General features: G+C 73.5%; 22 protein-coding genes and 1 riboswitch. Of the genes, 12 read left to right on the top strand and 10 right to left on the bottom strand.

What is annotated here, in order from left to right; genetic code table 11:
* The first annotated feature begins 48 nt into the window (after nucleotides 1-48).
* The 3 genes from ACIO9K_RS26780 to ACIO9K_RS26770 are packed head-to-tail and all read left to right on the top strand — an operon-like array spanning nucleotide 49 to nucleotide 2391.
* Nucleotides 49-1152, top strand: coding sequence for a sugar kinase (locus tag ACIO9K_RS26780; RefSeq protein ID WP_363585284.1), 1104 nt, complete (start codon nucleotides 49-51; stop codon nucleotides 1150-1152).
* A 37-nt stretch (nucleotides 1153-1189) separates the two neighbouring features.
* The gene (locus tag ACIO9K_RS26775) at nucleotides 1190-1939 is read left to right on the top strand and encodes an IclR family transcriptional regulator (RefSeq protein WP_063350228.1); all 750 of its coding nucleotides are present in this window, start codon (nucleotides 1190-1192) and stop codon (nucleotides 1937-1939) included.
* 26 nt (nucleotides 1940-1965) lie between these two features.
* On the top strand, nucleotides 1966-2391 hold the full coding sequence (locus tag ACIO9K_RS26770; RefSeq protein ID WP_363585285.1) for a RidA family protein: 426 nt from the start codon (nucleotides 1966-1968) through the stop codon (nucleotides 2389-2391).
* 78 nt (nucleotides 2392-2469) lie between these two features.
* On the opposite strand, the gene ACIO9K_RS26765 is transcribed toward ACIO9K_RS26770, so the two are convergent.
* Nucleotides 2470-3684, bottom strand: a complete 1215-nt coding sequence (locus tag ACIO9K_RS26765) for an MFS transporter (protein ID WP_363620860.1) — start codon at nucleotides 3682-3684, stop codon at nucleotides 2470-2472.
* 179 nt (nucleotides 3685-3863) lie between these two features.
* On the opposite strand from ACIO9K_RS26765, the gene ACIO9K_RS26760 reads away from it, so the two are divergent.
* Nucleotides 3864-4583: a DUF2470 domain-containing protein gene (locus ACIO9K_RS26760; RefSeq protein WP_363620858.1), complete on the top strand. Its 720-nt coding sequence runs from the start codon at nucleotides 3864-3866 to the stop codon at nucleotides 4581-4583.
* Nucleotides 4584-4853: 270 nt separating this feature from the next.
* Here the strand turns inward: ACIO9K_RS26760 and ACIO9K_RS26755 are convergent, their stop codons facing one another.
* Nucleotides 4854-5813: a LysM peptidoglycan-binding domain-containing M23 family metallopeptidase gene (locus tag ACIO9K_RS26755; protein ID WP_363620856.1), complete on the bottom strand. Its 960-nt coding sequence runs from the start codon at nucleotides 5811-5813 to the stop codon at nucleotides 4854-4856.
* A 2-nt stretch (nucleotides 5814-5815) separates the two neighbouring features.
* Nucleotides 5816-5998, bottom strand: a riboswitch (cyclic di-AMP (ydaO/yuaA leader).
* Nucleotides 5999-6310: 312 nt separating this feature from the next.
* On the opposite strand from ACIO9K_RS26755, the gene ACIO9K_RS26750 reads away from it, so the two are divergent.
* A complete protein-coding gene (locus ACIO9K_RS26750; RefSeq protein ID WP_400333702.1) occupies nucleotides 6311-7843 on the top strand; it encodes an MFS transporter in 1533 nt (510 codons plus the stop codon).
* A gap of 7 nt (nucleotides 7844-7850) precedes the next feature.
* Here ACIO9K_RS26750 and purB read toward each other — a convergent pair whose 3' ends face one another.
* The 4 genes from purB to ACIO9K_RS26730 all read right to left on the bottom strand — a co-directional run bounded on the left by purB (nucleotide 7851) and on the right by ACIO9K_RS26730 (nucleotide 11142).
* Entirely contained in the window at nucleotides 7851-9281 is a 1431-nt protein-coding gene (gene purB, locus ACIO9K_RS26745; RefSeq protein WP_363585290.1) for an adenylosuccinate lyase, read from the bottom strand.
* Between the two features lie 137 nt (nucleotides 9282-9418).
* A complete protein-coding gene (locus tag ACIO9K_RS26740; RefSeq protein ID WP_363585291.1) occupies nucleotides 9419-9874 on the bottom strand; it encodes a MarR family transcriptional regulator in 456 nt (151 codons plus the stop codon).
* Nucleotides 9875-9973: 99 nt separating this feature from the next.
* A complete protein-coding gene (locus tag ACIO9K_RS26735) occupies nucleotides 9974-10390 on the bottom strand; it encodes a DUF3037 domain-containing protein (protein WP_363631917.1) in 417 nt (138 codons plus the stop codon).
* Nucleotides 10387-11142 (bottom strand): HipA family kinase, encoded by a 756-nt coding sequence (locus ACIO9K_RS26730; RefSeq protein ID WP_079136059.1) that lies wholly within the window; start codon nucleotides 11140-11142, stop codon nucleotides 10387-10389. Before ACIO9K_RS26730 ends, ACIO9K_RS26735 begins: the two co-directional genes overlap by 4 nt.
* A 169-nt stretch (nucleotides 11143-11311) precedes the next feature.
* Here ACIO9K_RS26730 and ACIO9K_RS26725 point away from each other — a divergent pair, with 169 nt between their 5' ends.
* Nucleotides 11312-12670, top strand: a complete 1359-nt coding sequence (locus tag ACIO9K_RS26725) for an NAD(P)/FAD-dependent oxidoreductase (RefSeq protein ID WP_363585293.1) — start codon at nucleotides 11312-11314, stop codon at nucleotides 12668-12670.
* Between the two features lie 166 nt (nucleotides 12671-12836).
* Here the strand turns inward: ACIO9K_RS26725 and ACIO9K_RS26720 are convergent, their stop codons facing one another.
* Both ACIO9K_RS26720 and ACIO9K_RS26715 read right to left on the bottom strand, forming a co-directional pair.
* Nucleotides 12837-14054: a GDSL-type esterase/lipase family protein gene (locus tag ACIO9K_RS26720; RefSeq protein WP_400333696.1), complete on the bottom strand. Its 1218-nt coding sequence runs from the start codon at nucleotides 14052-14054 to the stop codon at nucleotides 12837-12839.
* 225 nt (nucleotides 14055-14279) lie between these two features.
* Nucleotides 14280-15617 (bottom strand): aminotransferase class I/II-fold pyridoxal phosphate-dependent enzyme, encoded by a 1338-nt coding sequence (locus tag ACIO9K_RS26715; protein ID WP_400333693.1) that lies wholly within the window; start codon nucleotides 15615-15617, stop codon nucleotides 14280-14282.
* Nucleotides 15618-15651: 34 nt separating this feature from the next.
* On the opposite strand from ACIO9K_RS26715, the gene ACIO9K_RS26710 reads away from it, so the two are divergent.
* The 6 genes from ACIO9K_RS26710 (at nucleotide 15652) to ACIO9K_RS26685 (ending at nucleotide 21362) form a co-directional block, all read left to right on the top strand.
* Nucleotides 15652-16323: a pyridoxamine 5'-phosphate oxidase family protein gene (locus ACIO9K_RS26710; protein WP_363585296.1), complete on the top strand. Its 672-nt coding sequence runs from the start codon at nucleotides 15652-15654 to the stop codon at nucleotides 16321-16323.
* 14 nt (nucleotides 16324-16337) lie between these two features.
* Complete coding sequence (locus tag ACIO9K_RS26705; protein ID WP_400333689.1) at nucleotides 16338-16991, top strand: FMN-binding negative transcriptional regulator; 654 nt, start codon at nucleotides 16338-16340, stop codon at nucleotides 16989-16991.
* 242 nt (nucleotides 16992-17233) lie between these two features.
* On the top strand, nucleotides 17234-18643 hold the full coding sequence (locus ACIO9K_RS26700; RefSeq protein WP_400333686.1) for a sugar porter family MFS transporter: 1410 nt from the start codon (nucleotides 17234-17236) through the stop codon (nucleotides 18641-18643).
* 54 nt (nucleotides 18644-18697) lie between these two features.
* A complete protein-coding gene (locus tag ACIO9K_RS26695; RefSeq protein ID WP_363620842.1) occupies nucleotides 18698-19399 on the top strand; it encodes an alpha/beta fold hydrolase in 702 nt (233 codons plus the stop codon).
* A gap of 60 nt (nucleotides 19400-19459) precedes the next feature.
* On the top strand, nucleotides 19460-20728 hold the full coding sequence (locus ACIO9K_RS26690; RefSeq protein WP_363620840.1) for an MFS transporter: 1269 nt from the start codon (nucleotides 19460-19462) through the stop codon (nucleotides 20726-20728).
* Nucleotides 20729-20825: 97 nt separating this feature from the next.
* A complete protein-coding gene (locus tag ACIO9K_RS26685; protein WP_400333893.1) occupies nucleotides 20826-21362 on the top strand; it encodes an HAD domain-containing protein in 537 nt (178 codons plus the stop codon).
* Here ACIO9K_RS26685 and ACIO9K_RS26680 read toward each other — a convergent pair.
* Both ACIO9K_RS26680 and ACIO9K_RS26675 read right to left on the bottom strand, forming a co-directional pair.
* On the bottom strand, nucleotides 21340-22128 hold the full coding sequence (locus ACIO9K_RS26680; protein WP_363585301.1) for a CPBP family intramembrane glutamic endopeptidase: 789 nt from the start codon (nucleotides 22126-22128) through the stop codon (nucleotides 21340-21342). The genes ACIO9K_RS26685 and ACIO9K_RS26680 overlap by 23 nt on opposite strands.
* A gap of 77 nt (nucleotides 22129-22205) precedes the next feature.
* Nucleotides 22206-23711, bottom strand: a complete 1506-nt coding sequence (locus ACIO9K_RS26675) for a glutamate--cysteine ligase (protein WP_363585302.1) — start codon at nucleotides 23709-23711, stop codon at nucleotides 22206-22208.
* Nucleotides 23712-23929: the final 218 nt, after the last annotated feature.

The following is a 23929-nucleotide window of genomic DNA, read 5'->3' as shown; positions in this document are numbered from 1 at the left end:
CGGATCACGGTCAACGGAACGGCCGCCGCAGACGGAGGAGCCCAGCAGATGCCGCGACAGGACACCCCGGGCCCGGCCCGCCCCGGTCCTTCCCCGACGGCCGTGTGCGTGGGCGAGTCCATGGCGGTGCTGCTGCCGGACCGGCCGGGCCCGCTGGAGGCGGTGGAGAACTTCCGGTTGTCGGTCGGCGGCGCGGAGTCCAACGTGGCCGGCGCGCTGGCCGCGCTCGGCGTCCCGACCGCCTGGATCAGCCGGGTCGGCGACGACGGCTTCGGCCGCCGGCTGCTCGCCGAGGTCGCCGCCCGCGGCGTGGACGTCTCGGCGGTCGCCGTCGACCCGCACCGCCCCACCGGCCTGTACCTCAAGGAGGTCGGCGGCGCCACCGGCCACCACCACGACCTCGGCCCCGGCCGCAGCCGGCTGCACTACCACCGGCGCGGCTCCGCGGCCGCCGCGCTCTCCCCCGCCCTGCTGGCCGACCCGGCGGCCGTCCGGCTGCTGTCCGGCGCCCGCCTGCTGCACCTGTCCGGCATCACCGCCGCGCTCTCCGACGACTGCCTGGCGCTGCTGCGCGCCCTGCTCGCCGACCGCCGCCCGGAGCGGACCGTCAGCTTCGACCTCAACTGGCGCCCCGCGCTCTGGCACGACCGCGACCCGGCCGTCCTGCCGCCGCTGCTGGACGCCGCCGACCTGCTGCTGATCGGCGCCGACGAGGCCGAGGCCGCGTTCGGCACCGGGGAACCGGCCGCGCTGCGCCGCCGCTTCGCCTCCCCCGCCACCGTGGTGGTCAAGGACGCCGCCCGGCTGGTCACCGCCCTGGAGCGGGACGGCACGGCGGTGAGCGAACCGGCCCTGGCCGTCGAGGTGGTCGAGGCCACCGGCGCGGGCGACGCCTTCGCCGCCGGCTACCTGGCCGGCACCGTCCGCGGCCTGGACCAGCGCCGCCGGCTGCGACTCGGCCACCTGAGCGCCGCCTGCGCGCTGACCGCCCACGGCGACCAGGCCGAACTGCCGCCCGCCGCCGTGGTGGCCGCGCTGCTCGACGCCTCGCCCGCCGACTGGGCCGCCACCCGGGTCTCGGTGGAGGGCATCACCGGCCCGGCCGTCCCCGCGGACCGGTCCCGCGACACCCGGCGGGCCCGGGCACAATGAGCACGAACCCGAGCCCGAACGACCCCGGCGGAGCACGATGAGCCAGACCGTCACCCGCGCCCTGCGCCTGCTCGCCGAACTCGGCGAGGGCGAGCGCTCCCTCGACCAGCTGGCCGAGGTGCTCGGCGTCCACAAGACGACCGTGCTCCGACTGCTCCAGAGCCTGGAGGAGGAACGGTTCGTCTACCGTGACGCCGCCTACCGCTACCACCTGGGCGCCGGCCTGTTCGCCCTCTCCGGCCTCGCCCTGGAACAGCGCGGCGTCCGCCGGATCGCCGCCCCGCACCTGGCCGAGCTCAACGCCACCACCGGCCAGACCGTGCATCTGGCCGCGTACGAGGGCGGCGAGGTCGTCTACATCGACAAGTTCGACTCCCGGCACCCGGTCAGGATGTACTCCCGGATCGGCCTGCGCGCCGCCCTGCACAGCGCCGCCGTCTCCAAGGTGCTGCTGGCCGACCTACCGCTGCCCGAACGCCGCCGGGTGGCCGCCGGGATCGACTTCACCCCGCACACCCCCCGCACCCTCAGCACGCCCGAGGCGCTGCTCGCCGAGCTGGAGAAGGTCGCCGTCCAGGGCTGGGCGCAGGACCACGCCGAGCACGAGGCGTTCATCAACTGCGTGGCCGCACCGATCCGGGACGCCAGCGGCCGGGTCGTCGCTGCCGCGTCCATCTCGGTGCCGGACGTCGTCCTGCCCTACGAGCAGGTGCTGGACCTCCTCCCGCAGCTGCTCGCCACCACCCGCGCCATCTCGGCCGACTGCGGCCGCCCGGACCACAACTGATCGACCGTCAGACCGTAAGGAACCCCATGAACGAGCAGCACCCGACCAGCGGCAAGACCGAGGTCCGCACCGACGGCGCCCCCGCCCCCGCCTGGATGTTCTCCCAGGGCGTCCGCAAGGGCCCGATCCTCCAGGTCTCCGGCCAGGGCCCGCAGGACCCGGCGACCGGCGAGTACCTGTACCACGGCGACGTGAAGGCGCAGACCCGGCGCACGCTGGAGAACGTCAAGGCGATCGTCGAGGCCGGCGGGGCCACCATCGAGGACGTGGTGATGTTCCGGGTCTACCTCACCAAGCGGGCGGACTTCCCGCTGATGAACGAGGTGTACGCCGAGTTCATCGACGAGAACATCAAGCCCGGCGGCGTGAAGCCCTGCCGCACCACGATCTTCGTCGAGCTGCCGCAGGAGCCGATGCTGGTCGAGATCGACGCCCAGGCCGTCGTCGCCTGAGACACCGTCGAGCGGCCTGACCACCGCAAGGGCCCGGACGCGCACCAGGCGTCCGGGCCCTCCGCCGCCCCCCCTCGCTCACCGCCCCGCGGGCACGCCCTGCTCGGCCGGGGCGCCCGAGCGCGCCACGACCCTCCCCTCGCCCGCCGCGCCGCGCCGGTCCAGCGCCGCCGCGAACACCGTCACACCGAGGGCGACCGCGGTGAGCAGCCCACCCACCCAGTTCGGCGCGTCGTAGCCGAGGCCGCCGGAGATGACCAGCCCGCCGAGCCAGGCGGCCAGCGCGTTGCCCAGGTTGAACGCGGCGATGTTGGCGGCCGAGGCCAGCGTCGGCGCGCCCGCCGCCTGGTCCATGACCCGCTTCTGCAGCGGCGCGACGGTCGCGAAGCCGAACAGCCCGATCAGCGGGATGAGAACGATCGCGGCCGGCTTGCTGTGCGCGGCGAAGGTGAAGGCGAACAGCAGCACCGCGAGCACCGCGAGGATCACGGTGAGGCTGCGCATCAGCGCGCGGTCGGCGAACCAGCCGCCCAGCAGGTTGCCGACGAACAGGCCGACGCCGAACAGGAAGAGCAGCCAGGTGACGCTGCTCGGGGCGAAGCCGGCCAGTTCGGTCATCATCGGCGTGATGTAGGTGAACATCGCGAAGATGCCGCCCCAGCCGAGCACGGTCATGGCGAGCGCGAGCCAGAGCCGCAGGGTCCGGAAGGCGGCCAGTTCGGGGCCGAGCCGGGCGGCGCCCGCCCTCGGCTGGACGGGCACCAGCGCCGCGATCCCGGCGAGGCCGAGCAGGCCGAGCCCGGCGACGACGTAGAACGTGGAGCGCCAGCCGAAGTGCTGGCCGAGCAGGGTGCCCATCGGGACGCCCAGCACGTTGGCGGCGGTGAGACCGGTGAACATCAGGGCGATGGCGCCGGCCCGCTTGTGCGGGGCGACCAGGTCGGCGGCGACGACCGAGCCGATGCCGAAGAACGCGCCGTGCGCGAAGGCGCTGACGATCCGGCCGATCATCAGCAGCCCGAAGGCGGGGGCGACGGCCGCGATCAGGTTGCCCACCACGAACAGGCCCATCAGCGTCAGCAGCATGCCCTTGCGGGGGGCCCGGGTGCCGAGGATGGTGAGCAGCGGGCCGCCGACCACGACGCCGAGCGCGTAGCCGGAGATCAGCAGACCGGCGGTGGGGATGGAGACCGAGAAGTCGCCGGCGACCTCGGGCAGCAGGCCCATGATCACGAACTCGGTGGTGCCGATACCGAAGGCGCTGATCGCCAGCGCCAGGAGCGCGAGGGGCATGAGGGACCGCTTTCCAGAGAGAACCGTTGCGCATGCAACTACCAGCGTCGACAATACGAGACACCCGCAGGTACTTGCAAGCGCCATCTATCCCTGATGACAGCGATCCCGGCCACGCCACTTGCCACACCCCCGAGCGGAGATTAGGTTAGGCTCACCTAACTAACTGGAGGTCCGTCATGAGCCTGCCCGCCGGCGACGCCGAGGTGCCCGAACCCACCACCGCCGAGCGCGTCCAGAGCCTGCTCAGCGCGACCTCCTCGCTCACCGTCCGCGCCTGCGGCGAACACCACGACCTCGACACCCCGGTCTCCGTCCACGGCTCCCGGCTGCGCCTGCGCGCCCCGCTGGGCGACCCGCTCGCCACCGCCGCCGCCCGCGCCACCGACGGACTCGCCGTCGTCCTGGACGTCACCGACATCTCCCCCGTCGCCGTCCGCGACCGGATCCGCGCCCGCCTCACCCTGGCCGGCCGACTGCACCTGGCCCACCTCGCCGACGACGGCCTCAGCGTCCACCTGCGCGTGGACGTCGCCCACGCCGTCCTCGCCACCCCGTACGGCACCGGCGCGCTCACCGCCGGCGACCTCGCCCTCGCCGCGCCCGACCCGCTGGCCCGCTACGAGGCCGCCATGCTCACCCACCTCGCCGACGACCACGCCGACGCCCTCGCCGTCCTCACCCGGCTGCTCGACCCGGACCTGCTCGCCCAGCACCCGGAGGTCCGCCCGCTCGCCCTGGACCGCCACGGCCTGGTCCTGCGCCTGGACCACCCGCACGGCCACCGCGACGTCCGCCTGGTCTTCCCCGAACCGGCCGCCGACACCGAGGACTTCGGGCAGCGGATGCACGAGCTGCTGACCGCCGCCCAGCACGGGCTGCCCGCCCACCGGCTCTGAACCGGCCCACCAGAGCGTCGGCCTGACGCATCGTCAATTCGCCTTGGGGGCACCCACCAAGGCCCGGAAACGACAGCGGCCGGCCCGGCTCGCGAGAGAAGTCTCGCGAGCCGGGCCGGCCTGGGCGTGTCCCGCGCCCATGTCCACTGCTGCGGCGATCACCCGGTCGAGCGGTCACCCGACATGACCATCCCGGGCGGTCGATTCGCCCCGTAGCAGCGGTGGTTCCTCATCCGGCACATCCGGTACATCCGGTACATCCGGTACGGGTCAGAGCGCGACGCCGTGGGCCCGCAGGTAGGCGACCGGGTTGATGTCCGAGCCGTACTCCGAGCCGTTGCGGATCTCGAAGTGCAGGTGCGGGCCGGTCACGTTGCCGGTCGCGCCGGAGAGGCCGATCTGCTGTCCGGCCTTGACGGCCTGACCGATCTTCACACCGATCGAGGAGAGGTGCGCGTACTCGGCGTAGTGGCCGTCGGCGAGCTTGATCTCGACCTCGTTGCCGTAGGCGCCGCCGTTGCCGGCCTTCACCACGACGCCGTTGCCGACGGCGCGCAGCGGGGTGCCGGTGGAGGCGACGAAGTCCTGGCCGGTGTGGTGGCCGGAGGCCCACATCGAGCCGGCCACGCCGTAGGCCGTGCCCAGCTTCGGGCTGGCCAGCGGGGCGACGAAGGCGGAAGCGGCGGCGACCGGGACGGTGCTGACCGTGGCGGACGGCGCGGCGGTCTGCAGCTGGGTCTGGAGCTGGGCGGACGGCTTGGCCGCCTCGGTCCGGACCTCCAGCTGGGCCTGCGGCTTGGCGGCGGTGGTGGCCGGCGCGGCGTCCTGGGCGGACGGCTGGGCGGGCTTCGCCGGGGCAGCGGGCTTGGCCGGGGCGGCCTGGCCGGCGATCACGAGCCGCTGACCGGGGAAGATCAGGTCCGGGTTGCCGCCGACGACCTCGCGGTTGTGGTCGTACAGCGCCTGCCAGCCGCCGTCGACGTGCTGGGCGTCGGCGATCCGGGACAGGGTGTCACCGCTGACGACGCGGTAGCTCTCCTGCGACGAGGCCTGGGCCTGGTCGGCGGGAGCGGCGGCCGGGGCTGCGGTGACCGCGGCGGCCGGCGCGGGGTGGGCCTGGGCGCTCATCGCGGTGACGAGCGGCAGGGCGAAGGAGACACCGGTGACGGCGGTGGCGATCCCGATGCGGGCGGCGCGGGGCAGGGCGATACGACGAGCCTGTGCAGGCATGGAATTTTCCTCTCCGACGCCTGCGAGGTGAGCTGTCGGGTTCGGGCTGGAGTTGCCCGGCCGCACATGCGGCTTCACCCCTAGCCGGCCCTGGATCCGGGTACGCGAAAGCGTGCCGTTTCCGGTCCGGCGACTTACCTGTGGGTCCCCCGCTCCTGCCGTACAGAGTTCGGTGCGAGCCACCGGGCAGCGGCAGGATTCGGCGTTCCACCCGGTGGATCCGTCCGGACTGGCCGGGCGGTCGCTGAACTAAAACCCATCCGTTCGGGTGAAGCAATGTCGATCACTTGAACCGCCGACAACCCCCCGAGCTGCGGTGACCCTCCGAATGATCGGCCGCACCGTACGTGCACAATCCATTCACCCGGCGCCACTGATCCACGACGCTGCGCCGATTCCGCCACCGCTGCGCACCCGCCCGCTCACGCACCGCGCACCCACCGACACGCCACCCGGTGACCCTTGTCACGTACGCCCCACGGGCGCAGGATCGGCCCGTGGCCACCTCCGAAGCAGGAACACTGCGCCTGGGCACCTCGCGGGGACGCTGGGTCCTCCTCGCGACGGTGCTCGGCTCCAGCATGGCGATGCTCGACGGCACCGTGGTGAACGTCGCGCTGCCCCGCATCGGCACCGATCTCGGCGCCTCCCTCGCGTCCCTGCAGTGGACGCTCAACGCCTACCTGCTCACCCTGGCCGGACTGATCCTGCTCGGCGGCGCGCTCGGCGACCGGTACGGCCGGCGCCGGGTCTTCCTGATCGGCGTGCTCTGGTTCGCCGCCGCCTCCGCGGCCTGCGCCGCCGCCCCCACCATCCACGTGCTGATCGCCGCCCGCGCCGTCCAGGGCATCGGCGGGGCGCTGCTCACCCCCGGTTCGCTCGCCATGCTGCAAGCCGTCTTCCACCCGGACGACCGCTCGGCGGCGGTCGGCCTGTGGTCGGGCCTCGGCGGGGTGTCGGCCGCGGTCGGCCCCTTCCTCGGCGGCTGGCTGGTGGACGGCCCCGGCTGGCGGTGGATCTTCCTGCTGAACCTTCCGCTCGCGGCCGCCGTGGTCGCGGTCACCTCCCGGTTCGTCCCCGAGAGCCGGAACGAGAGCGCCGTCGTCCGCTTCGACGTCCCCGGCGCGCTGCTCGCCGCGCTCGCCCTCGGCGCGATCACCTACGCGCTGACCGCCGCCGGGGAGGGCCTGTCCCCCGCGGTCTGGCTCACCGGCGCGATCGGCCTGCTGCTCGGCGCGGCCTTCATCGCGGTCGAGCGCCGCGCCGCCGAGCCGATGCTGCCGCTCGGCCTCTTCTCCTCCCGGCTGTTCACCGCCGTCAACCTGGTCACCCTCTGCGTCTACGCGGCGTTCAGCGGGGTGTTCTTCCTGCTGGTGGTGCAGTTGCAGATCGTCTCCGGCTTCTCCCCGCTGGTCTCCGGCCTCGCCCTGGTCCCGATCACCGTGCTGATGCTGACCCTGTCGGCGCGCGCCGGGCGGCTGGGCAAGCGGATCGGCCCCCGGATCCCGCTCACCGTCGGTCCGCTGCTGTGCGCCGCCGGGGTGCTGCTGATGCTGCGCACCGGCCCCGGCTCCTCCTACTGGGCGGACGTGCTGCCCGCCGTCACGGTGCTGGGCTGCGGGATGACCCTGCTGGTCGCGCCGCTGACGGCGACGGTGCTGGCCGCCGTCGAGGTCCGGCACGCGGGCATCGCCAGCGGCGTCAACAACGCCGCCGCCCGCGCGGCCGGGCTGCTCGCGGTCGCCGCGCTGCCCTCGCTCGCCGGGCTGAGCGGCGACGCCTACCGGGTGCCGTCCGCGGTGGACTCCGCCTTCCGCACCGCGATGCTGATCTGCGCCGGGCTGCTGGTCACCGGCGGGCTGACGGCCTTCGCCACCGTCCGCGGCAACGTGCTCGCGCCGGTGGACCGCCCGGTGGCCGAGCCGGACTGCGAGTGGGCCTGCGGCACCACCCCGCCGCTCGACCCGGGCCACGTCCACACGGACGAGGGCCCCGCCACCGGATCGGCGGCAGGGCCCTCAGCTGGCTGACGAATCGTCAGAGGATGTCACCGGGCGCGTACTTGGCGGCCTCCGGGTAGGCGGCGGCGACGGCCTCCACCTGGCGGACCACCTCGGCGACCTGAGCACCGGCCGCACCGGTGAAGGAGAGCCGGTCGGCCAGCAGCGCGTCCAGCCCGGCCCGGTCCAGCGGGATCCGCTCGTCGGCGGCCAGCCGGTCCAGCAGCTCGTTCTCGCGGGCGCCCGCACGCATCGCCAGCGCGGAGGCGACGGCGTGCTCCTTGATGACCTCGTGCCCGGTCTCCCGGCCGACGCCCGCGCGCACCGCGCCCATCAGCACCTTGGTGGTGGCGAGGAACGGCAGGTAGCGGTCCAGCTCGGCCTCGATCACGGCGGGGAAGGCGCCGAACTCGTCGAGGACGGTCAGGAAGGTCTCCAGCAGGCCGTCGAAGGCGAAGAAGGCGTCCGGCAGCGCGACCCGGCGCACCACCGAGCAGGAGACGTCACCCTCGTTCCACTGGTCGCCGGCCAGCTCGCCGGTCATCGAGGCGTAGCCGCGCAGGATGACGGCCAGGCCGTTGACGCGCTCGCAGGAGCGGGTGTTCATCTTGTGCGGCATCGCCGAGGAGCCGACCTGGCCCTCCTTGAAGCCCTCCGTGACCAGCTCGTGGCCGGCCATCAGACGGATGGTCTTGGCCAGGCTGGACGGCGCGGCGGCCAGCTGGACGAGGGCGGTGAGCACCTCGAAGTCCAGCGAGCGCGGGTAGACCTGGCCGACGCTGATCAGCACGTTCTCGAAGCCGAGGTGCCCGGCGACCCGGCGCTCCAGCTCGGCGAGCTTGTCGGTGTCGCCACCGAGCAGGTCCAGCATGTCCTGGGCGGTGCCGACCGGGCCCTTGATCCCGCGCAGCGGGTAGCGGGCGATCAGCTCCTCCAGGCGACGGAAGGCGACCAGCAGCTCGTCGGTGATCGACGCGAAGCGCTTGCCCAGGGTGGTGGCCTGCGCGGCCACGTTGTGCGAGCGGCCGGCCATGACCAGCTCGGAGTGCTGGGCGGCCAGGCGGGCCAGCCGGACCAGCACGGCCACCGTGCGGTCGCGCACGTGCTCCAGCGACTGGCGGATCTGCAGCTGCTCGACGTTCTCGGTCAGATCCCGGGAGGTCATGCCCTTGTGGATCTGCTCGTGGCCGGCGAGTTCGCTGAACTCCTCGATCCGGGCCTTCACGTCGTGGCGGGTGACCCGCTCACGGGCGGCGATCGAGCCGAGGTCGACCTGGTCGATCACCCGCTCGTAGTCGGCGACGGCGTTCGCCGGTACCTCGACACCGAGGTCCTGCTGGGCCTTCAGGACGGCGAGCCACAGGTGGCGCTCAAGGACCACCTTGTGCTCGGGGGACCACAGCTGGGCCAGGGTCGCCGAGGCGTACCGGGAGGCCAGGACATTGGGGATCTGGGGCTTCGCGCTCACGCTTCGCAAGCCTAACAGCCGAGGTCAGCCGGAACGTCGGCGCATCGGGCGGCTCCGGCCCGGGCCGGAGCGGACGGCTCCGACCGGGCCCGCCCGACGGTTCCCGCCGGGCGCGGGGCGGCCCGCTGCCGGGCGGCCTACTGGGCGGCGCCGGACCGGCCGGCCAGCACCGGCAGGACCTGCGCGCAGATCGAGTGCAGCGCGATCCGCTGCTCGTCGGTCATCGCCTCGAACGCCTGGTGGGTGCGGGCCATCTCGCCACGGATGCGGTTCAGGATCTCCCGGCCCTCGTCCGTGATCACGACGATCTTCACCCGGCGGTCGCCGGCGGCGGCCTCCCGGTGGGCCAGGCGCAGCGACTCCAGCCGGTCCACGATCCCGGTGACGTTGGACGCGTCGCAGCCCAGCCGTCCGGCCAGCGCCCGCATCGGCACCGGCTCCTGCACCGCGCCGAGCGCCTTGGCCTGCGAGGAGGAGAGCCCGTGCCGGGCCGCGGCCGCCGCGAAGTCCTGGAAATACGCGGCGCCGACGGCGGCCAACGCTTCCATCAACTCGGCGTTGGTCGGTACGGTCGTCGTCGCTGTCGAACCCATGGGGTCAGCGTACGGCCAAGTGCTTCAGCAACTCAAGCTTTGACCACGGCAACCGTCGACGGCTTGACCGGAACTGCGGCACCGGCCGGTCGACAGAGCCTAGAGCACCAGCTGATCGAACAGGTGCCGCAGCTCCGGATCCGGGTCCGCGGTCAGCCCGGTGTGCACCGGCCCCGGCTGGACGATCGCGCTGCGCGGAGCGGTCAGCCAGCGGAACCGCTGCCCCGGGCTGTCCCCCGCCGCCGGGCCGGCCTGCGGGCCCCCGGCGCACACCGCCTCGATCCCGTGCAGCGCCCGCCGCACCCCGTTCACGTCCGCCACCGGGTCGAGCGCCAGCAGCCGGGCCTGGTCCAGGTGCGTGCGCGCGGCCAGGTACCCGTTCTGGCGGCAGTACAGCAGCACCCCGACGTTGACGCACTCGCCGCGTTCCACCCGCGGCACCGCGCGGATCACGGCGTACTCGTAGTCGTGCAGCTCGACGGCGGCCGGCAGCGCGGGCGTCCTCGGCTCGGTCATGCGGGCACCTCCGGCAGCCAGTCGCGCGGACCGGCCAGTCGACCGGTCAGCTGGGCGCGGTACGCGGCGCGCACCGCCTCGGGCGAGTCGAAGCCGGGCTCGTCCAGCAGCCAGACCTCCGGGATCCTCGCCACCGCGCCCTCGATCGCGGCCTCCGCGAGCGGTGCGAGCGCCTTGTCGGCGGCCGTCAGGTCCGGCCGGGCCCGCAGCAGCGCGTGGTCGGAGGCGTCGTACGGGCGGCGCACCCAGGCGGCGGCGCCCGCCCAGTGGTGGTGGAAGATCAGGCTCGCGCCGTGGTCGATCAGCCGCAGCCCGCCGGTCGCCACCAGCAGGTTGGGGTTGCGCCAGGAGCGGTCGACGTTGCCGATCAGCGCGTCGAACCAGAGCACCTGGCCGGCCAGCTCCGGATCCACCTCGAAGCAGAGCGGGTCGAAGTTGAGCGCGCCGCTGACGAAGGCCATCCCGAGGTTGGTCCCGCCACTGGCCCGCATCTGGTCCTGGACCTGCTGGTCCGGCTCGCTGCGGGCCAGCACCGGATCCAGGTCGACCGTCACCAGCTCCGGCACCGGCAGCCCGAGCCGCCGGCCCAACTCCCCGGCCAGCACCTCCGCCACCAACGCCTTCCGGCCCTGCGCCGCGCCGACCCATTTCAGCGCGTACAGCCGCCGGTCGTCGGCCTCGACCAGGCCCGGCATCGAGCCGCCTTCTCGCAGTGGCGTCACATAACGGACCGCCGTCACCTCGGGGAGCACGCCCGACAGCCTATCGGTGCCGACCCGTCACCTCCTCCCCTCCGTACGCCCCGTCCCACCCCTCCACCATCCGCCCCACCCCGGTGGCAGCCCCCGCTGCTCCGTGCGAGTGTGGCGGACAGCAATGGGGACCTTCGCGGTTACGACCTGCACGGCAAAGGGATGAGCGATGGAACGACCTCGGATCCTGATCGTGGGCGGCGGCTTCGCCGGCCTGGAGTGCGCCCGCCGACTCGAACGCAAGCTCGCGCCGTCGGAGGCCGAGATCTCGCTGGTCACACCGTTCAGCTACCAGCTCTACCTGCCCCTGCTGCCGCACGTCGCGGCCGGCGTGCTGACCCCGCAGTCGGTCGCGGTCTCCCTGCGCCGCACGCTGCGCCGCACCCACATCGTTCCGGGCGGCGCGATCGGCGTGGACCCGGCCTCCAAGGTGTGCGTGGTCCGCAAGATCACCGACGAGGTGGTGGCGCAGAAGTACGACTACCTGGTCCTCGCCCCCGGCAGCGTCACCCGCACCTTCGACATCCCCGGCCTGACCGACTACGCCCGCGGGATGAAGACGCTCGCCGAGGCGGCCTACGTCCGCGACCACGTGATCGCCCAACTCGACCTCGCCTCGGCCACCCTGGACCAGCGGGAGCGCGAGTCCCGGCTCCAGTTCGTGGTCGTCGGCGGCGGCTACGCGGGCACCGAGACGGCCGCCTGCCTGCAACGCCTGACCACCGCCGCGTCCCACCGCTACCCGCGCCTGGACGCCCGGCAGATCAAGTGGCACCTGATCGACATCGCCCCGAAGCTGATGCCGGAGCTGGGCGACGCGCTGGGCCTGGCCGCTCTGGAGGTGCTCCGCGGCCGCGGGATCGAGGTGTCGCTGGGCGTCTCGGTGGCCGAAGTCGGCGCCGAGTCGGTCAAGTTCACCGACGGCCGAGTACTGCCCTGTCGCACGCTGATCTGGACCGCCGGGGTGGCCGCGAGCCCGCTGATCGGCACGCTGGACGCGGAGACGGTCCGCGGCCGGCTCGCGGTGACGGCGGAGATGCGGGTGCCGCAGTTCGAGAGCGTGTTCGCGCTGGGCGACGCGGCCGCCGTGCCGGACCTCGCCAAGGGCGACGGCGCGGTCTGCCCGCCGACCGCCCAGCACTCCGCCCGGCAGGGCCGCGTGGTGGCCGGCAACGTGATCGCCGCGCTCCGCAACCAGCCTCTGGAGCCCTACTACCACAAGGACTTGGGCCTGGTGGTCGACCTGGGCGGCAAGGACGCGGTGTCCAAGCCGCTCGGCGTGGAGCTGCACGGGGTGCCGGCCCAGCTGGTGGCCCGCGGCTACCACCTGATGGCGATGCGCACCAACGCGGCCAAGTTCCGGGTGGGCGCCAACTGGCTGCTCAACGCGACCGCCGGGGACGACTTCGTCCGGACCGGCTTCCTCGCCCGCCAGCCCGCCCGGATGCGCGATTTCGAGTACACCGACTCCTACTTGACGAAGGATCAGGTCCGGGCGCACGCCCAGGCGCTGCTCGCCAAGGGCTGAGCCGCCCGGCGCCCGCCTCCGGAACCGATCCGGAAACGGGCACCGGGCATCGCGTCACGACAGCCCAGCGTCACGGCGTCACGACATCACGGCGTCACGACAGCCGAGCGCCGGAACAGCCCGGCGTCACAACGTCCCGGTGTCACGACGTCCCGGTGTCACGACGTCACCGCGCCGCCAGGTACATCCCACCCGCGTCCTGCCCCGCCGTGTTGCGGCACGCGTAGTCGCCGCTGCTCTGCCCCCACAGCAGGGTCAGGCAGCGCCCGAGCGCCTGCTGCCCGTAGTAGTTGGGGTGCATCGACTCCTGCAGCACGCCCTGCGTGGAGTTGAGGCCGCCGTCCAGGAAGCGCGCCCATTCGCTGGTGGTCGCGGACGGTCCGGCGGTGGCGGTCGGCTGCCGGGTGGCCGTCGAGCAGACCTCGCGGCCCTGCAGCATGTCGGAGAGGTCGAGGAACTGGGCGCCCTTGGACGCCGCGACCCCGGCCAGCGACTTGGAGATCTGCGGCACCATCGAGTCGCGCGCCCAGTCGGCGTCACCGTCCCAGAACGGGCAGCCGCCGGTGTTCGAGCGGGTCCAGCCGCTCTCCGGGTAGCGCATCTCGGCGCTGCGCGGGATCGGCGAGGGGTAGGACTGCAGGACGAGGCGGTAGTCCCCCTGCGCGTAGCCGGCCCCGGCCATCACCGCGCGGATCTCGTCGATCGCCTTGCCGACGCCGGCCATCGCCGTGGGCATCTTCGAGTCGATCGAGGACTGCGCGGAGTCGTGGCAGTAGGAGTACCAGATGAGGTAGTCCTGGACGCAGTTGGAGATGATGCCGCTGAAGCCGAGGTCGTTGCCGCCGATCGACAGCGTGATCAGCTTGACGTTGTTCTGCCGTGCCACGGTGGCGAGTTGGTCGGCCTGCGGGGCCTCGCCCTTGAGCGTCTGGCCGCCGTTGGCGGCGCGGAAGATGTTCGCGGTGACGGCGCCGGAGCAGGCCAGGTTGATCTCGTTCTGCGCTCCGGTGGAGGCGCTGAGCACCTCGGCGACGTCGGAGCGGTCGCAGCCGCTCGCGGCCGTGGGGCCGTAGATCCGGGAGGCGTCGGCGGAACTGCCGTTCCAGGCGCGGTCGGTACCGGCCCGGCTGCCGCTGGTGCCGGCGGCGTTGCCCATCCAGCGGCCGGCCTCGCCGGAGATGTAGCTGTCGCCGAGCGTGACGCTGGCGGTGGGGCCGCCCGGTGCGGCGAGGGGTACGGAGGGGGCCGCGGCGGCCGGCGCGGCGGTGGCGAGGCCGCCGGCCATCAGACCGCCGGCGGCCAGCGGGAGGGCGAGGGCCGCGGTGAGCAGCCGTCGGCGGAGTCGAGGGGCGCTGCGGGTGATGCTCGAACTGTTTTCGGGCACGGCGGAACTCCTGCGGCTCGGTCTCCCCGTGCGGTGGGGACGGGGAGACGCCTAGGTGAGGGTGGGCCGCCGGCCGGTGGCGCGATGAACATGACATGCCCGCACTGGTTACCGCTAGGTATCTGCACCAGGTTTCCCGCTTTGTTACCGCCGGGTTCAGACCAGCGGAGCACCGGGTTCAGACCGGCGGAGCGCACGGGTCGAACCGGACCGGCGCGGCCCGGTTCACACCAGCCGCGAACCGGCCCCGCCCGCCCCCAGCACGGCCGCCAGGTCCTCGGCCAGCCGCTGCGCGTCCGCCGGTTCCAACTGGGCCACGGTGAGCCGCAGCCCGGGCGGGGACTGGACGCGGTAGCGCGCGCCGGGCGCCGCGACCCAGCCGCGCTGCACCAGCGCCACCAGCGCGGAGGTCTCGTCCGGCACCGGCACCCAGACGTTCAGCCCGCTCTCGCCGTGCGCCTCGATGCCGCGCGCGGCGAGCTCGCCGAGCAGCGCGTCCCGGCGGGCCCGGTAGACGCCGGCCACCCGGGCGACCGGCACCGCGTCGGTGCGCCACAGTTCGGCGACGGCCCGCTGGAGCAGGTGGCTGACCCAGCCGGCGCCCAGGCGCAGCCGCCCGGTGACCCGCCCGATGGTGTCCTGATCGCCGACGGCCACCGAGAGCCGCAGGTCCGGGCCGTACGCCTTGGCCGCCGAGCGCACCACGGCCCAGTGCCGCGCGCCGGCGCCCACCAACGAGTGGTACGGCTGGTCGACCATGCCGTGCCCGTGGTCGTCCTCGATCAGCAGCACGCCGGGGTGCTCGGCCAGGACGGCCCGCAGCTCCTCGGCCCGGCGGGCGGTGAGCGCGGCGCCGGTCGGGTTCTGCGCCCGGCTGGTGACCACCACCGCGCGGGCGCCCTCGGCCAGCGCGGCGGCGAGCGAGTCGGGCAGCGGGCCCTCGTCGTCCAGCCGGACGGGCGCGGGCCGCAGGCCGAGCGCGGGCAGCAGGTCGAGCAGGCTGCCCCAGCCCGGGTCCTCGACGGCGACGGCGTCGCCGGGGCGCAGCCGGATGGCGAGGATCCGCTCGATGGTGTCGAGCGAGCCGGAGGCGACGGCGATCGGGCCGCCGGGCAGGCCGTCGGCCTCGAAGGAGGCGCGGGCGAGCGCGAGCAGCCCGGGGTCGATGGCCGGGTGCCCGTACAGGACGGGCTCGGCGTGGGCGGCCCCGGCGGCGGCCGCGAGGACCGGGGCGAGGTCGGGCAGCAGCGCCGGGTCGGGGTTGCCGCCGGACAGGTCGCGGGCGTGCGGGGGGACGGGGACGCGGATCTGGTCGCGCGGGGTGAGCGCGGGCCTGGGGAGGATCCGGCTGCCCTTGCGGCCGGCGGTCTCGATCACCCCGCGGTCGCGGAGCAGCCGGTAGGCGGCGGCGACGGTGTTGGGGTTGACGCCGAGTTCGGCGGCGAGGTCGCGCAGCGGGGGCAGCGCGGTTCCGGGGGCGAGGCGCCCGGTGCTCACGCCCTGTTCGATGTGGGACGCGATTTCGCTGGCGCGTCGCCCTTTCAGCGGATAGTCTCCTAGCACAAAGTAAATTATGCACTAGTACATAGAGGTTGTCATGTCGGCCCCTTCCGAAGGCTCCGCCAGCTATTCCCGCACCCCCCGCACCACCCCCACCCGCTACAAGGACCGCGCCACCTGGGAGCAGGAGGCGATCCACGACATCCTCGACCACGCGTACATCTGCCACCTCGGCTTCGTCGCCGACGGCGCCCCCGTCGTCCTGCCGACCATCTACGCCCGCGTCGGCGGCCGGCTGTACGTCCACGGCTCGACCGGCAGCCGTCCGCTGCGCAACGCCTCCGCCGACCAGGGCCTGCCGGTCTGCCTCACCGTCACCCTGGTCGACGCGCTGGTGCTGACCAAGTCCGCGTTCAACCACTCGGTCAACTTCCGCTCGGTCATCGCGCACGGCACCGCACACCAGGTCACCGACCCCGAGGAGCTGGACGTCGCGCTGGCCGCGCTGGTCGACCACGCGATCCCCGGCCGCTCCGCCGACGTCCGCCCGGCCAACGCCAAGGAACTCGCCGCCACCGCCGTCCTCCGGCTCGACCTGGACGAGGTCTCGGCCAAGACCCGCGCGGACGGCGCCGACGACGACCCGGAGGACCTCGACCTGCCCCACTGGTCCGGCCTGATCCCGGTCACCACCGTGCACGGCACCCCCGAGCCGGCCGCCTCCACCACCGTCCCGCTGCCCGCGCACCTGCGCGGCTACCCCCGCTGACGGAGGGCCCGCCGATGCTGATCAGATCCTGGGACCGCGGCGACGAACAGGAGTGGCGCGCCTGGCTGGCCGAGGGCCGCGACTTCGGCCTGCTCGCCGCCAACGGCGGACCGGGCGAGGGCCCGGTGCTCGTCCCGACGCACTTCCTGCTGGACGCCGGGCGCGGCGAGATCCTGCTCCACCTCGCCGCGCCCAACCCGCTGCTGGCCGCCGTCCGGGCCGACCCGCAGGTCACCCTCGCGGTCACCGACGGCTACGCCTTCGCGCCCGGCCACTGGCGCGGCGAGCCGGGCACGCCCACCAGCTACTACGCCTCCGTCCACTTCCACTGCACCGCCGAGCTCGTCGAGTCCGCGGCGGGCAAGGCGGAGATCCTCAACCGCCAGCTGGCGCACTTCCAGCCGGAGACGCCGGACACCCGGGTGGTGCCCGGTGAGGGCGAGTTCTCCCGGCTGCTCCCCGGCCTGCGCGGGCTCCGCCTGACGGTCCGCGAGGTGCGGGCCAAGTTCAAGTACGACGACAAGAAGCCGGCCGACGCCCAGCACGCGATCGCCGACCGGCTGGCCGAGCGCGAGGCCGACCGCGCGAACGCCCCGCACCCCCGGCGCGACCAGGACGCCGCCGCCCGCACCCAACTGCTGCGCCGGCACCAGCGGCGCGTCAGCTGACCGGGACGCACCGAGTGACCGGGGGGCGCGTCAACTGGCCCGGCAGGCGCACCGGCTGACCGTGGGGCGCGTCCGACCGTTCACGCTCCCGGCGCGAACGGCCCATCACGCCGCGGGTGACTGACCCCGGATCACCCGATCGGCCTCCAATTCGAGCAGGGCGGCCCCGCCGCTGCTCGAATGTGAGACGAGTCCTGCCCACTCGGCCGTCAGAGCGGGCCCGTCCACCTCGGGGAGCGCGCTTGTCCACACTCAACAGCCATCGGGCGGGCGAGGCCCACCTCGGGCACGTCATCTTCATCTCCGCCGCCGCCGCGATGGGCGGGTTCCTGTTCGGCTACGACAGCGCGGTGATCAACGGTGCGGTGACGGGCATCCAGAAGCACTTCGCCGTGGGCAACGGCGAAACGGCCTTCGTGGTGGCCATCGCGCTGCTCGGCTCGGCGGCCGGCGCGGTGGCCGCCGGCCGGCTCGCCGACCACCTCGGCCGGGTCCGCACCATGCTGCTGGCCGCCACCCTGTTCGCGATCAGCGGCATCGGCTCGATGTTCCCCCCGAGCATCCAGGTGCTGGCCACCTGGCGCGTGGTCGGCGGCATCGCGATCGGCATCGCCTCGGTGATCGCGCCCACCTACATCGCCGAGGTCGCGCCGACCGCCTACCGGGGCCGGCTCGCCTCCTTCCAGCAGATGGCGATCGTGCTCGGCATCACCGTCTCCCAGCTCGCCAACTGGGCGATCAACCAGGCCGCCGGCGGCGAGTCCACCGGCCACCTGGCCGGCATCCAGGCCTGGCAGTGGATGCTCGGCGTGGAGACCATCCCGGCCCTGGTGTACGGGCTGATGGCGCTCGCCATCCCGGAGTCGCCGCGCTACCTGATCGCCGACCACCGGGAGGATCAGGCCCGCAAGGTGCTGCGCGAGGTGGAGGGCGAGGACGTCGACCTGGACGCCCGGGTCGCGGAGATCCGCGCGGTGCTGGAGTCCTCGCACAAGCCCCGGCTCAAGGACCTGCTCGGCGGGCGGTTCGGCCTGCTGCCGATCGTCTGGGTCGGCATCGGGGCCTCGGTGTTCCAGCAGTTCGTCGGCATCAACGTGATCTTCTACTACTCCTCGTTCCTCTGGCAGTCGGTCGGCATCAACGAGTCCAACTCGCTGCTGATCAGCCTCTCCACCTCGATCATCAACGTGATCGGCACGGTGATCGCGATGGCGCTGGTGGACCGGATCGGCCGCAAGCCGCTCGCCCTGGCCGGCTCGATCGGCATGGCGCTCGCGCTGGGCACCGCCGCCTGGGCGTTCTCGTACCGGCACGGCACGGGTGACACCGCCACCCTCGACAACACCCACGCCACCGTCGCCCTGGTCGCGGCGCACGTCTTCGTGCTCTGCTTCGCCTTCTCCTGGGGCGTGGTGGTCTGGGTCCTGCTCGGCGAGATGTTCCCCAACCGGATCCGCGCGCTCGCGCTGTCCGTCGCCGCCTCGGCCCAGTGGATCGCCAACTGGGCGATCACCGTCAGCTTCCCCGACCTCGCCGACTGGAACCTGTCGGCGACGTACGTCATCTACGCGGCCTTCGCGCTGCTCTCCATCCCGTTCGTGGCCTTCTGCATCAAGGAGACCAAGGGCCGCGCCCTGGAGGAGATGGGCTGAGCCCGCCCCCGTCGAGTCCCCGCCGCATCCGGCCCGACCCACCGCGAGGAACCCATGCCTGACCAGGGCGGCTCCCGGCAGAACGTCGCCTTCCCGAGCAACGGCCGCACCGCGCACGGGTACCTGGCCCGCCCGCCCCAGGGCGTCGGGCCGGGCCTGGTGGTGGTGCAGGAGTGGTGGGGCCTCACCACGCACGTCGCGACGATGGCCGACCGGTTCGCCGCCGAGGGCTTCACCGTGCTGGCCCCCGACCTGTTCGGCGGCGCCACCACCCACGACCGCACCGAGGCGGCCCGGCTCACCCGCGAACTCCCGGTCGAGCGGGCCGTCGAGGACCTCTCCGGGGCCGTCGACCACCTGCTCGCCCTGGAGGGCGTGGTCGGCGACGCGGTCGGCGTGGTCGGCTTCTGCATGGGCGGCGGCTTCGCCCTGCTGCTGGCCGCCCGGGAGGGCGACCGGGTCGCCGCGGTGGTGCCCTTCTACGGCCTCCCGCCCGACCCGGACTTCGACTACCGGGGCCTGACCGCCCACGTCCTGGGGCACTACGGCGAACTGGACGGCTCGATCCCGATGGCCGCCGTCGACGAGGCCGCGATCCGGATCGGCGAGGCCACCGACGTCCGCCCCGAGATCCACTTCTACCCGGCCGGCCACGCCTTCATGAACGACGAGAACCCGCTCGGCACCTACGACCCGCTCCAGGCCACGACCGCCTGGCGCCGCACCCTCAGCTTCCTCTGGGGCCACCTGGGCTGAGCCCGTCCCAGCCGTGAAAACCCGTTGGACAGCCGTACGAGCCGCGGCCATAGTCTCCAGGTGCCGACCCGACCTCCGCGCCCCCGCCGCCTCGCCTGGGCGAGCCGCAACTTCCGCATCCAGACCGCCGCCACCGTGGTCAGCGGCCTCGGCAACGCCGGTGCCCCCATCGCCACGGCCTTCGCCGTGCTCGGCCACGGCGGCACCACGTCCGAGGTCGGCTACGTCACCGCCGCCCGGCTGCTGCCCACCGTCCTGCTCCTGGTGGTCGGCGGTGCCCTCGCCGACCGGATGCCCCGGCACCACCTCATGGTCGCCGCCAACCTGTTCAGCGGCCTGTCCCAGGTCGTCCTGGCGGCACTGGTGCTGGCCGGGGACATCCGGCTCTGGCAGCTGATGCTGCTCTCCGCCGCCGGCGGCGCCGGGTACGCGCTCTACTCCCCCGCCTCCGGCGGCATGATGCTGCAGGCCGTCGCCCCGGAGCACGCCGCCCGGGCCTTCTCGGTGTTCCGGATGGGCCAGAACGCCTCCCAGATCGGCGGCGCCGCGCTCGGCGGCGCGCTCACCGCCGCCGTCGGCCCCGGCTGGGTGCTCGCCCTGGACGGCGCCTGCTTCCTGGTCGCCGCCTCGCTCCGGTTCTTCCTGGAGGCCGAGCAGGCGCCCGCCCCGCAGGGCCACAGCATGCTGCGCGATCTGCGGGAGGGCTGGCGGGAGTTCGCCTCCCGTCGCTGGCTCTGGGTGGTCGTGGCGCAGTTCTCCGTCCTGGTTGCCTGCATCGGCGCGGTCGAGTCGGTGTACGGGCCGACGGTCGCCAAGGAGCGCCTCGGCGGGGCGTCCGACTGGGGCCTGGCGATGGCCGCCTACGGCGTCGGGCTGGTGGTGACCGGCGTGCTGATGGCCCGCTGGCGGCCCCGCCGGATCCTGCTGGTCGGCAACTGGGGGGTGTTCCTGTTCGGCGTGCCCGCCCTGGCGCTGGCGGCGGAGGCGCCGCTGCCGCTGCTCGCCCTCGCGATGTTCCTGTCCGGGGTCGGCGTCACCGTCTTCGGCGTCAACTGGATGGTCGCGCTCCAGCAGGAGATCCCCGAGGAGATGTTCTCCCGGGTCGCCGCGTACGACGAGCTCGGCTCCTTCTCGCTGTCCCCGGTCGGCATCGCGCTGGCCGGCCCGGCGGCCACGGTGCTCGGCCTCTCGGGCGCGCTGTGGGCCTGCGCCGTCGTCTGCCTGGTGCTCAGCGCGGTCGTGCTGCTGGAGCCTCAGGTCCGCCGGCTGGCCCGCAGGAGCACCGTCGACGCACCGGTGGCCGCCGCCGAGCCGGTGGCCGCGCCGTGAGCGCCCCGTGCGCCCCGCGTGCGCCCGGCCGTACGCAACCACTGGTACGCCAGGTTCGTCCGACCAGGTAAGTCACACCACCGTCTCTGGGGGGCCACTGGTGCCGAAGCCGCTGCTGTTCCTGGACGTCGACGGGGTGCTCAACCCGGTCTGCCCGCACCCGGACGCCGGGTTCGACACCCACACCCTGCTCGGCTACTCGGTGCTCCTCTCCGCCCGGCACGGCGCCTGGCTGCGCGAGCTGGCCGGCACCTACGAACTCGTGTGGGCCACCACCTGGGAGGAGCACGCCAATGCGCACATCGCCCCGGCGATCGGCCTGCCCGCCCTCCCGCTGGTCCGCTTCACCGGCGACGTCCCGCAGCCCGGTGACCCGCGCATCCCGCTGATGGAGCTGCTCTCGGCCCGCAAGTGGGCCCCGCTGCTGCGCTACGCCGCAGGCCGCCCGTTCGCCTGGGTGGACGACGTCATCCCGCCGCGGCTGGTCCGCAGCTCCCTCTGGCGCCGCGACCGCCTGCTGCTGCCGATCGACCCGGGCCCGGGCCTGGAGCGCCGGCACGTCGACCGCCTGCTCGCCCGGCCGCCGCGCACCCCGGCCGGCCGCCTCCCGCTCAGGGGGTCGGCAGCCAGCTGACGTGCCCGGCGAGCAGCGCGTACCCGACGAAGGCCACCGTGTCGATCAACGCGTGCGCCGCGACCAGCGGCATCACCCTCCCCCAGCGCCGGTAGAGCAGGCAGAACACCGCCCCCATCACCATGTTGCCGACCAGCCCGCCGACCCCCTGGTACAGGTGGTACGAGCCGCGCAGCACCGAACTCGCCACCACCGCCGCCGGCCACGACCAGCCCAGCTGCCCGAGCCGGCGCAGCAGGTAGCCGAGGACGACGACCTCCTCCAGGGCGGCGTTCTGCCACGCGGAGAGCACCAGCACCGGGATCCGCCACCACACGTCCGGCAGCCCGGACGGCGCCACCGTCAGGTTGTAACCGGCCGCCTGCGAGGCCAGGTACAGCACCAGCCCGGAGCCGCCGATCGCGGCCGCCACGGCGGCGCCCCGGCCGAGGTCGCGCAGCTTCTGCCCGAGGTCGAAGCCGAGCACCCGCAGCGCGGCGCCCTCGCGCACCAGCAGGTACCCGACCAGCACCACCGGCATCAGCCCGCGCCCGATGTAGTACAGCTGCCACACCAGGTCCAGCCAGGGCCGGCCGGGCGCCCGCGAGCCGTTCAACGTGGCGACCTGCTGGCCGAGTTGGATCGGCTCGGTGAGCGAGGCCGCGAAGCTGATCAGCGCGCTGACGCCACTGGCCCCGAGGGAGAGGCCGAGGACGATCAGCAGTTCCACGCCGAGCAGCCGGCGCGTGGGCTTCGCGGTCTCCGGTGCGGTCGGGAGGGTGGTCACGGGGGGCTCCAGCGGGGCGGGCGTCGCTCCGGCCGTCGGCCGACCGCCGGAGCGATCATCCTGACACAGCGGTCCGGCTACCCGACCGGCCAGGTATGCACCGGCTCGCCGGTGCGCATGTGCTCGATGTAGCGCCTGGTCATCGCGGCGAGCGCGGCCGGACGGTCCATCCCGTACTGCTCGCGCAGCCGGTGGAAGGTCGCGCTCTGCCAGGCCGCGCCGTTGGTGCGGCGCAGGCAGCGCTGCTCGATGATCCCCAGGTAGCGGTCCCGGTCGGCGGGCTCCACGCCCCACTCGTCCAGGCCCTGGTGGGCCATCGGCAGCAGTTCGTTGAGCACCAGGTCGACGGCGGACACCGTGGTCAGCCCGCCGCCGCGGCCCGCCCGGCCCGCCCGCGGCCACTGGAACACCGCGTCGATGCCGTAGCGGGCGCCCTGCCGGAAGTTCTCGTCGGCACGCTCGAACGGCAGCCGGGTCCAGACCGGCCGGGGCTGCTCGGCGAGCACCCGGACCAGCCCGTAGTAGAAGGCGGCGTTCGCGAGCGTGTCGGCCACCGTCGGCCCGGCCGGCAGCGCCCGGTTCTCCACCCGCAGGTGCGCGGTCCCGCCCGCGATGTCGTACACCGGCCGGTTCCAGCGGTAGATCGTGCCGTTGTGGAGCCGCATCTCGGCGAGCCGGGGCGCACCGCCGGAGGCGAGCACCTTCAGCGGGTCCTCGTCGTCGCAGATCGGCAGCAGGGCGGGGAAGTACCGCAGGTTCTCCTCGAACAGGTCGTACGCCGAGTCCACCCAGCGCTCGCCGAACCAGGTGATCGGCCGGACGCCCTGCGCCTTGAGCTCCGCCGTACGGGTGTCACAGGCCTGCTGGAACAGCACCGGACGGGTCTCCCGCCACAGCTCCCGCCCGAACAGGAACGGAGAGTTGGCGCCGAGCGCGAGCTGCGCCCCGCAGATCGCCTGGGCCGCGTTCCACACCGAGGAGAAGCGTTCCGGGGTCACCTGTAGGTGCAGTTGCAGGGAGGTCGCGGCGGCCTCGGCCACCATGGTGATGGTCTCCAGCTGGAGGTGTTCGACGCCCTCGATGTCCAGCGCGATGTCCTCGCCGCGGGCGGCCAGGATCTGGTCGCTGAGCAGGCTGTAGCGCGGGTTGTGGGAGATCGCGTCCAGGCCGGTGTGACCGTGCTCCAGGGTCGGCAGGATCCCCACCATGACGATCCGGGCACCGGCCTCGGCGGCCCGCCGGTCGGCGTAGCGCAGCCCGGTTTCGAGCTCCTCGCGCAGGTCCTCGAAGACGTGCCCGCACAGCCGGTGCGGCACGATGTTCACCTCGACGTTGAACTGGCCCAGTTCGGTCTGGAAGTCGCTGGAGCCGATCGCGCTCAGCACCTGCGCGTTGCGCAGTGCCGGCAGGCCGTCCTCGTCGGCCAGGTTGAGCTCGATCTCCAGGCCCATGACCGCCCGCGGCCGGTCGAACCGGTCCTCGCGCAGCATCCGCCCCAGCGCGTCGAGGCAGGCCTGGAGCTTGCGCCGGTACAGCTGCCGGTCCGCCAGATCAGCACGAGTCGCCACGACCTTCTCGCCCACGGTCCCCTCCTCCTGAGACACCGGCCGACCCGACCGTGCAAGCATCATGCCCACCTCGAAGATCGATACCCGAATGCTTGTACTGGCTTGCAATGCAAGGAAACTGACGGATATTCAGCAGATCTGCCGACTTGCCCGGCGCCACCGCCTGTGATAAACAGGTCACCCTGCGCACCTGTTCGATAGAATTCGCACTGCGCTCCGGCCGGCCCGCTCCG

The sequence above is a fragment of the Kitasatospora sp. NPDC087271 genome (assembly GCF_044744605.1).
Classification (GTDB): domain Bacteria; phylum Actinomycetota; class Actinomycetes; order Streptomycetales; family Streptomycetaceae; genus Kitasatospora.
The sequence above is the reverse complement of the archived record's forward strand: the minus strand, read 5'-3'. Positions and strand labels throughout refer to the sequence as shown.